We start from the raw sequence: 7119 nt of genomic DNA, 5'->3' as shown, positions 1-7119 counted from the left end.
CACCTCCGAACAATCGAGCGCTGGCCTCGACATGCTGACTGATGAGGAGCGCGAGACCTTTACCCGGCTCAACACCGAGTATGTGGAGAAGCACGGCTTCCCCTTCATCATCGCGGTGCGTGATCACAACAAGGCGTCGATCATGGAGGCGTTCCACCGGCGTATCCACAATGACCGGGCGACCGAGTTCGACGAGGCCTGCCGCCAAGTCGAGCGCATCGCCCAGTTCCGCCTGCAGGATCTGCTGCCGTGAGCGGGCGGCTGACAGCAAAGCCGCTGACCGCAGCGGCATTTGCGCCCTATGGCGACGTGATCGAGGTCTCGGGCACACCCGACAAGATGATCAATCAGGGCATGTGCGGCCGTCACCACGACCGCGCGGCACTTGATTTCGGCCCGGACGGACGGGCCGGCATCAGCCTGTTTGACGCCAAGGCCCGCCATCTTCCGCACAAGGTGGACATGGTAGAGCGCCATCCGGAGGGCAGCCAGGCCTTTGTGCCAGTAAGCGGTGTGCCGATGCTGGTGGTGGTGGCGGATGACGACGGCGGTGTGCCGGTCAACCTGCAGGCCTTCATCAGCCAGCCGGGCCAATCCATCAATCTGCACCGGGGCACTTGGCACGGGGTGCTCGCCCCCCTTGGCGCGCCCGGCCAGTACATTGTTGTCGACCGGATCGGCACCTCGCCAAATCTCGAAGAACACTGGTTCAAGGAGCCATTTACCGTGGTCGCTGTCTGACCGCATACCTTGAAGCCGCCAACAAAAACAAGAAGCGGCAAGATCCCCATGACCGACAGGAGATTCCATTCATGGCTGACACTTCCATCGGGACGCCAGCACAGCTGCGCGACCCCAACTATACGCCGCCCTTGCACAAGGCGGTGCCGCTGGGCATCCAGCATGTGCTGGCGATGTTCGTTTCGAACGTGACGCCCGCGATCATTGTTGCCGGCGCAGCCGGCTTCGGTTTCGGCTCCAACTCGCCGGATTTCCCGGAGCTGCTGTACCTGATCCAGATGTCGATGCTGTTTGCCGGGATTGCCACGCTGCTGCAGACCATCACTTTGGGCCCGATCGGCTCGGCGCTGCCGATTGTGCAGGGCACCTCCTTTGCCTTTCTGCCGATCATGATCCCGCTGGTTGCTGGCAAGGGCGTGGACGGGCTGGCCGCCCTGTTCACTGGCGTTATCGTGGGCGGCATCTTCCATGGCTTGCTCGGTACGGTGATCGGCAAGATCCGCTTTGCCCTGCCGCCGCTGGTGACCGGGCTGGTGGTCACCATGATCGGCCTGGCGCTGGTCAAGGTCGGCATCCAGTATGCCGCAGGCGGCGTTCCCGCCATCGGCACCCCAGAATACGGCTCCCTGCTGAACTGGTCTGCGGCGCTGGTGGTGATCTTTGTCACACTGGGTCTCAAGTTCTTTACCAAGGGCATGCTGTCGGTCTCTGCCGTGCTGTTGGGGCTGATCGTAGGCTACATCTATGCGCTGATGACCGGCATGCTGACGTTCGAGGCGGTTTCCGGATCCTGGGAGCGGGCCGCGGCCTTTGCCCTGCCGCAGCCGTTCAAATACGGAGTGGAGTTCTCTGCCGCCGCGATCATCGGCTTCTGCCTGATGAGCTTTGTCTCAGCCGTGGAAACCGTCGGTGACGTCTCCGGTGTGACCAAGGGCGGCGCGGGCCGCGAAGCGACCGAGGAGGAGATCGCCGGTGCAACCTATGCCGATGGTGTGGGCACTGCTGTGGCGGGCTTCTTTGGTGCCTTCCCCAACACCTCCTTCAGCCAGAACGTTGGCCTGATCGCGATGACCGGGGTGATGAGCCGCCATGTGGTGACCTGCGGCGCCATCTTCCTGATCGTCTGCGGTCTGGTGCCCAAGGTGGGCGCGGTGATCCGCACTGTGCCGATCGAGGTGCTGGGCGGCGGTGTGATCGTGATGTTCGGCATGGTGGTTGCAGCCGGCGTGTCGATGCTGTCGGACGTGGACTGGAACCGCCGCAACATGGTGATCTTTGCGATCTCCCTGTCCATCGGCCTAGGCTTGCAGCTGGAGCCCGGTGCGCTGCAGCACATGCCGGACACCGCACGCATCCTGCTGACCAGCGGTCTGCTGCCTGCAGCGCTGATTGCCATCGTGTTGAATCTGGTGCTGCCGCAGGAACTGGCGGGGGAGGCCACCGAGGAAGTCTCCGGCGGGATGAGCGGCCACGGCCGCGGGTCATTGCCGCATGAAGATCGCGCCTGAAGCACACCCCGTCAGGCAAGCTGAAATTGAAGAACCGGCCCGCAATGGGCCGGTACTTTTTTGCCTTAGCCCGCCAGCCCGTGCAGAACTGCCAGCCCCGGCAGTCAGCAGCTCCGCCGGCCGTTGCGCGGCCAGCGAGGTCAGCAGGGCAACGGCAATGAACACCACTGCCGCAACCGGGTTGATCAGGATGATCTCGCGGTCCTGAATACGACCCATCTGCCAGATGCCGTTCAGGCACAGCACCACGCCGACGACCAGCAGACTCAATCCCAAAAACATTCTTTCGTCCCTCAATGAAAAACAGGAGAGAGGTGCACCTCTCTCCTGCTGCTCCGCTATGCGGATATTTACAGAATGTGTTTCTAGCCGGGGCTTAGAAATCGACCTCGATGGCGATGCCTTTTTCGACCGCAACTCCAACGACAGAGGCCGCGACGGCCAGGTCCTGCAGGCCGACGCCGGTGCCGTCGAACAGGGTGATCTGGTCGTCCGAGGTGCGGCCTGGGTTGTTGCCGTTGATGACCGCGCCGATCTGGGCCACATCAAATTCCTGGATCAGGCCCTGCGCCACGGCGTGCTGCGCCTCGCCGATGGTGATCGACTGCGCCACCTCGTCGGTGAACACCGAGGCTTTGACCAGCAGTTCGGCCTCGACCTCCTGCTTGCCCTTGGTATCGGTGCCCATGCAAGCGATATGGGTGCCGGGGCTGACGTGATTTGCCATCAGCGACGGTGCGAAGGCCGAGGTGATGGAGATGATCACATCCGCCTCAGCCATGCCGGGGAGGTCCACTGCTTCAAACGGTAGGCCTGCCTCGGCCGCGACCTTCTCGATGTTGGGCAGCATTTCCGGGTGGTAGTTCCAACCGATGACCTTTTCGAACCGGCGCTGCTCCAGGGCTGCGCGCAGCTGGAAGGTTGCCTGATGGCCCGCGCCGATCATGCCGATCACCTTGGCGTCCTGACGGGCCAGATGCTTGATCGACACCGAAGAGGCCGCGGCGGTGCGCAGCGCGGTCAAGAGGTTGCCGCCCACTATCGCCTTCACCTTGCCGGTGTCCGGGTCGAACAGGAAGACGGTGGACTGGTGGTTGATCAGCCCGCGCTTTTCCAGGTTGTTCGGCCAGTATCCCCCGGCCTTGAGGCCCAGAGTTAGGCCCGCGCGGTCAAAGCCGCCCTTGAAGCCGTAAAGCGCGTCCTCGTGGCCGATTGCCTCGCGCACGACGGGGAAGTTGTAGGCATCGCCTGCGGCCATCGCGGCAAAGACCTTCTCGACCGCATCGAACGAAGCTTCGCGGGTCACAAGATCCGCAATCGCCTTTTCCGGAACGATATACATGTCTGTTTCTCCTCAACAAAAAAGCCGGCGGAGGGCGGCATGCGCACCTCCGCCAGTTCGGGGATCGTTTGCTTAGTAGGCCTTGCCGCGGGCCGAGACGGGCCAGACGGTTTCGACCTTGCCGCCCCTGACGCCGACGTACCAGTCATGCACGTTGGCGGTCGGGTCGCAGTGGCCGGGTACCAGCCGCAGCTTGTCGCCCACTTTCAGCGCACCGGAGGGGTCGGAGACAACACCGTGCTCGTCCGAGCATTTGATATATTCCACGTCGTCACGGCCAAAGATGAAGGGCAGGCCGCTGTCCACGGATTGCGCCTTGAGGCCGGCATCCACGATGGCCTTTTCGGCCTTGGCGTGGCTCATCACCTGGGTCAGCAGGAAGAAGGCATTTTCCCACTCGCCTTGGTCGATCCGGTTGCCGTCCTTGTCCAGGATGCGGCCGTAATCCGCGTCCATGAAAGCGTAGGAACCGCACTGCAGCTCGTTGTACACACCCGAGTTCAATTCAAAGTAGTAGGAGCCGGTGCCGCCGCCGGAAACCAGCTCGCACTCAATGCCTTCGGCCTTCAGGCCCTCAACCGCATCAGCAACTTGGGCGATAGCAATGTCCAGCTTGGCCTTGCGGTCCTCGTAGCTGTCCATGTGCTGCATGGCGCCCTGATAGGCCTGGATGCCGGAAAACTTGAGGTTCTCTGCCGCGTTCACTGCCTTGGCAATTTCAACCACGGCTTCGGTGGTGGTGACACCGCAGCGGCCTGCGCCGCAGTCGATCTCAACAAACACTTCCAGCTCGGTGCCGTGTTTCTGCGCTGCTGCTGACAGGTCCGCCACGTTGTCCAGATCGTCAACGCAGACGATGGTGCGGGCGCCCAGCTTGGGCAGGCGGGCCAGACGGTCGATCTTTTGCGGATCGCGGACCTGGTTCGACACCAGAATGTCCTTGATGCCGCCGCGGGCAAAGACCTCGGCCTCCGACACCTTCTGGCAGCAGACGCCAACCGCGCCGCCCAGTTTCTCTTGCAGTTTTGCGACATCCACCGATTTGTGCATCTTGCCGTGCACCCGGTGGCGCATGCCGTGCGCCTTGGCGTAGTCGCCCATCTTCTTGATGTTGCGCTCCAGCGCGTCCAGGTCGAGGACCAGCGCCGGGGTCTGGATGTCAGCCTCGTTCATGCCCGGGATCGCCGGGACGTCATAGCCGACTTCAAGCTCTTCGAATTTGGTCTGTGCGTTCATGTTTCTATTCCCCAGTTTAGCTGTTCATCCAGGGCAGCTTGTCGAGGTCGACATTGCCGCCGGTGACGATCAGGCCCACGCGTTTGCCCGCGAAGGCGTCTTTGTTTTTCAGAATGGTGGCGAGCGGCACCGCGGAGGATGGCTCCATCACGATGCGCAGGTGCTTCCAGATCAGTTTCATCGCCTCGATGATCTCCGCGTCCGACGCGGTGTAGATCTCGCTGACGTGGCCCGAGACAAAGTGCCAGGTCAGGTCCTTCAGCGGCACCAGCAGCCCGTCTGCGATGGTCTTGGGTGCATCGTCTGCGATGATGTAACCCGCCTTGAAGCTGCGGTAGGCGTCATCGGCCTGCTCCGGCTCTGCCGCAATCACCTGGGTTTCCGGTGCCAGCGTCGACAGCGTCAGGCAGGTGCCCGAGATCATGCCGCCGCCGCCGATCGGGGCCACAACCATGTCGAGCCCGTCAGTTTGCTCCACAAACTCCTTGGCGCAGGTGCCCTGCCCCGCAATCACTCGGTGGTCATTGTAGGGATGCACAAAATCGCCGCCGGTCTCCGCCTGCACCTTGGCAAAGGTCTCCTCGCGCGAGCTGGTCGAGGGCTCGCATTCGGTGATCCGCCCGCCATAGCGGCGCACGGTGTCCTTCTTGGCCTGTGGTGCGGTGCGCGGCATCACCACGTTGCACGGGATGCCGCGCAGCATCGCCGCATAAGACAGGCAGGAGGCATGGTTGCCGGAGGAATGGGTCGCAACGCCTTTGGCAGCCTGCGCCTCATCCAGCCCGAACACCGAGTTGGTGGCGCCGCGCACCTTGAAGGCGCCCGGCTCCTGGAAGTTCTCGCACTTGAAGAACAGCTCTGCCCCGGTCAGTTCATTCAGATAGGCAGAGGTGCGCACCGGCGTGCGGCGGATATGGGGCTGGATGCGCTCATGCGCAGCCAGCATGTCCTCATAAGTTGGGATATACATCGCAGTATCCTTCATCAGGCGGCAGCCTTGGCGCTGGAGGCTGTGTTGCCGCGGTAGTAGTCCTGCGCAGCAGCAACGCCGGAGCCCAGCGGGATGTTCAGGCCGAGGTCGGCCATGACCATTTCTGCGGTCGCAATACCGGACAGCGCCATCACGTCGGTCAGGCTGCCAAGGTGGCCGATGCGGAACACCTTGCCCGCGACTTCGCCCAGGCCGGTGCCAAAGGCGACGCCGTATTTCTCGGCCGCCAGACTGACGAATTTGTTGGCGTCAAAGCCCTCCGGCGTGCGGATCGCGCTGACGCTGTCGGAGTAGACTTCCGGCGAGGCGGCGCACAGCTCCAGCCCCCAGGCGCGGACCGCGGCGCGGACGCCCTCGGCAATCCGGTAGTGGCGGGCAAAGACATTCTCCAGCCCTTCGTCCAGCAGCATGCCGCAGGCCATGTTCAGACCGTTCAGCAGGCCAACGGAAGGCGTGTAAGGATAGGCGCTGTTGGCGTAGCCGTTTGCCATGTCTCTGATGTCAAAGAATGTACGCGGCAGGTTCGCGGTGTCCACCGCCTGCATCGCCTTGGGTGAAAAGCCAACGATGGCCAGGCCCGGCGGCAGCATGAAGCCTTTCTGCGAGCCGGTGACGGCGATATCGACGCCCCATTCGTCCATGCGGAAATCCATCGAGGCGATGGAGGACACGCCATCGACAAACAGCAGTGCCGGGTGGCCGGCGGCATCCAGTGCACGGCGGACGGCGGCGATGTCGGACTTAACGCCGGTGGCAGTCTCGTTGTGTGTCGCCAGAACCGCTTTGATTTCATGCGCTGTATCGGCGGTCAGGATTTCCTCGTAACGGTCTGCAGGAAGGCCTTCGCCCCAAGGGGTTTCAACAATCTGGACGTCCAGCCCATGACGCTGGCACATGTCGATCCAGCGGTGGCTGAACATGCCGTTGCGGGCGGCCAGGATCTTGTCGCCGGCGCTCAGAGTATTGGTGATCGCGGTTTCCCAGCCGCCGGTTCCGGTCGACGGGAAGACAAAAATCTCGGCGCTCTCGCTTTTCAGAACCTTCTTCACCCCGGCCAGTGCCGGGTGCAGGATCTGACCGAACAGCGGCGAGCGGTGGTCCAGCGTCGGCATGTCCACGGCCTTGCGCAGCGCTTCGGGCATATTGGTCGGACCGGGGATGAAAACCGGATTTTGAAAGCTCATTTCGTGCCCTCCTGTGGCGATTTCCTTCAGAGTAAGGGGAAGCTGTCCGCAGGTGAATTTTTTTGAAAAAAGATTTCAAAAACTAGTCAAACATAGAAAAGTCGCATAATTTCAAGC

General features: G+C 62.4%; 8 protein-coding genes. 3 read left to right on the top strand and 5 right to left on the bottom strand.

Annotated features, from left to right (window positions below):
• From uraD to ACXAEK_RS22590, 3 genes are all read left to right on the top strand, one after another.
• Window positions 1-253 (top strand): 2-oxo-4-hydroxy-4-carboxy-5-ureidoimidazoline decarboxylase (gene uraD, locus ACXAEK_RS22600; RefSeq protein WP_475045552.1); only part of this gene is annotated, 253 nt, incomplete at its 5' end.
• Window positions 250-741, top strand: coding sequence for an ureidoglycolate lyase (locus tag ACXAEK_RS22595; protein ID WP_475045551.1), 492 nt, complete (start codon window positions 250-252; stop codon window positions 739-741). The genes uraD and ACXAEK_RS22595, both read left to right, overlap by 4 nt.
• 71 nt (window positions 742-812) lie before the next feature.
• On the top strand, window positions 813-2249 hold the full coding sequence (locus ACXAEK_RS22590; protein ID WP_475045550.1) for a uracil-xanthine permease family protein: 1437 nt from the start codon (window positions 813-815) through the stop codon (window positions 2247-2249).
• Here ACXAEK_RS22590 and ACXAEK_RS22585 read toward each other — a convergent pair.
• From ACXAEK_RS22585 to bhcA, 5 genes are all read right to left on the bottom strand, one after another.
• A complete protein-coding gene (locus tag ACXAEK_RS22585) occupies window positions 2223-2531 on the bottom strand; it encodes an AmiS/UreI family transporter (RefSeq protein WP_475045548.1) in 309 nt (102 codons plus the stop codon). The genes ACXAEK_RS22590 and ACXAEK_RS22585 overlap by 27 nt on opposite strands.
• A gap of 94 nt (window positions 2532-2625) precedes the next feature.
• Window positions 2626-3591, bottom strand: a complete 966-nt coding sequence (gene bhcD, locus ACXAEK_RS22580; protein WP_475045546.1) for an iminosuccinate reductase BhcD — start codon at window positions 3589-3591, stop codon at window positions 2626-2628.
• Between the two features lie 72 nt (window positions 3592-3663).
• Window positions 3664-4827, bottom strand: a complete 1164-nt coding sequence (gene bhcC, locus ACXAEK_RS22575; protein ID WP_475045545.1) for a 3-hydroxy-D-aspartate aldolase BhcC — start codon at window positions 4825-4827, stop codon at window positions 3664-3666.
• Window positions 4828-4843: 16 nt separating this feature from the next.
• Window positions 4844-5812 carry a beta-hydroxyaspartate dehydratase BhcB gene (bhcB, locus tag ACXAEK_RS22570; protein WP_475045543.1) on the bottom strand — a complete coding sequence of 323 codons (969 nt, stop codon included), beginning with the start codon at window positions 5810-5812 and terminating at the stop codon, window positions 4844-4846.
• Window positions 5812-7002, bottom strand: a complete 1191-nt coding sequence (gene bhcA / locus ACXAEK_RS22565; RefSeq protein ID WP_475045542.1) for an L-aspartate--glyoxylate aminotransferase BhcA — start codon at window positions 7000-7002, stop codon at window positions 5812-5814. The genes bhcB and bhcA overlap by 1 nt, the downstream gene beginning before the upstream one ends.
• Window positions 7003-7119: the final 117 nt, after the last annotated feature.

The organism is Leisingera sp. ABM4_101 (genome assembly GCF_056158725.1).
This window is presented reverse-complemented; position numbering and strand designations above follow the sequence as displayed.

Coding starts and splice junctions, on each gene's coding strand:
- ACXAEK_RS22590 (WP_475045550.1), top strand. CDS start 813: ATGGCTGACACTTCCATCGGGACGCCAGCACAGCTGCGCGACCCCAAC.
- ACXAEK_RS22585 (WP_475045548.1), bottom strand. CDS start 2,531: ATGTTTTTGGGATTGAGTCTGCTGGTCGTCGGCGTGGTGCTGTGCCTG.
- bhcD (WP_475045546.1), bottom strand. CDS start 3,591: ATGTATATCGTTCCGGAAAAGGCGATTGCGGATCTTGTGACCCGCGAA.
- bhcC (WP_475045545.1), bottom strand. CDS start 4,827: ATGAACGCACAGACCAAATTCGAAGAGCTTGAAGTCGGCTATGACGTC.
- bhcB (WP_475045543.1), bottom strand. CDS start 5,812: ATGAAGGATACTGCGATGTATATCCCAACTTATGAGGACATGCTGGCT.
- bhcA (WP_475045542.1), bottom strand. CDS start 7,002: ATGAGCTTTCAAAATCCGGTTTTCATCCCCGGTCCGACCAATATGCCC.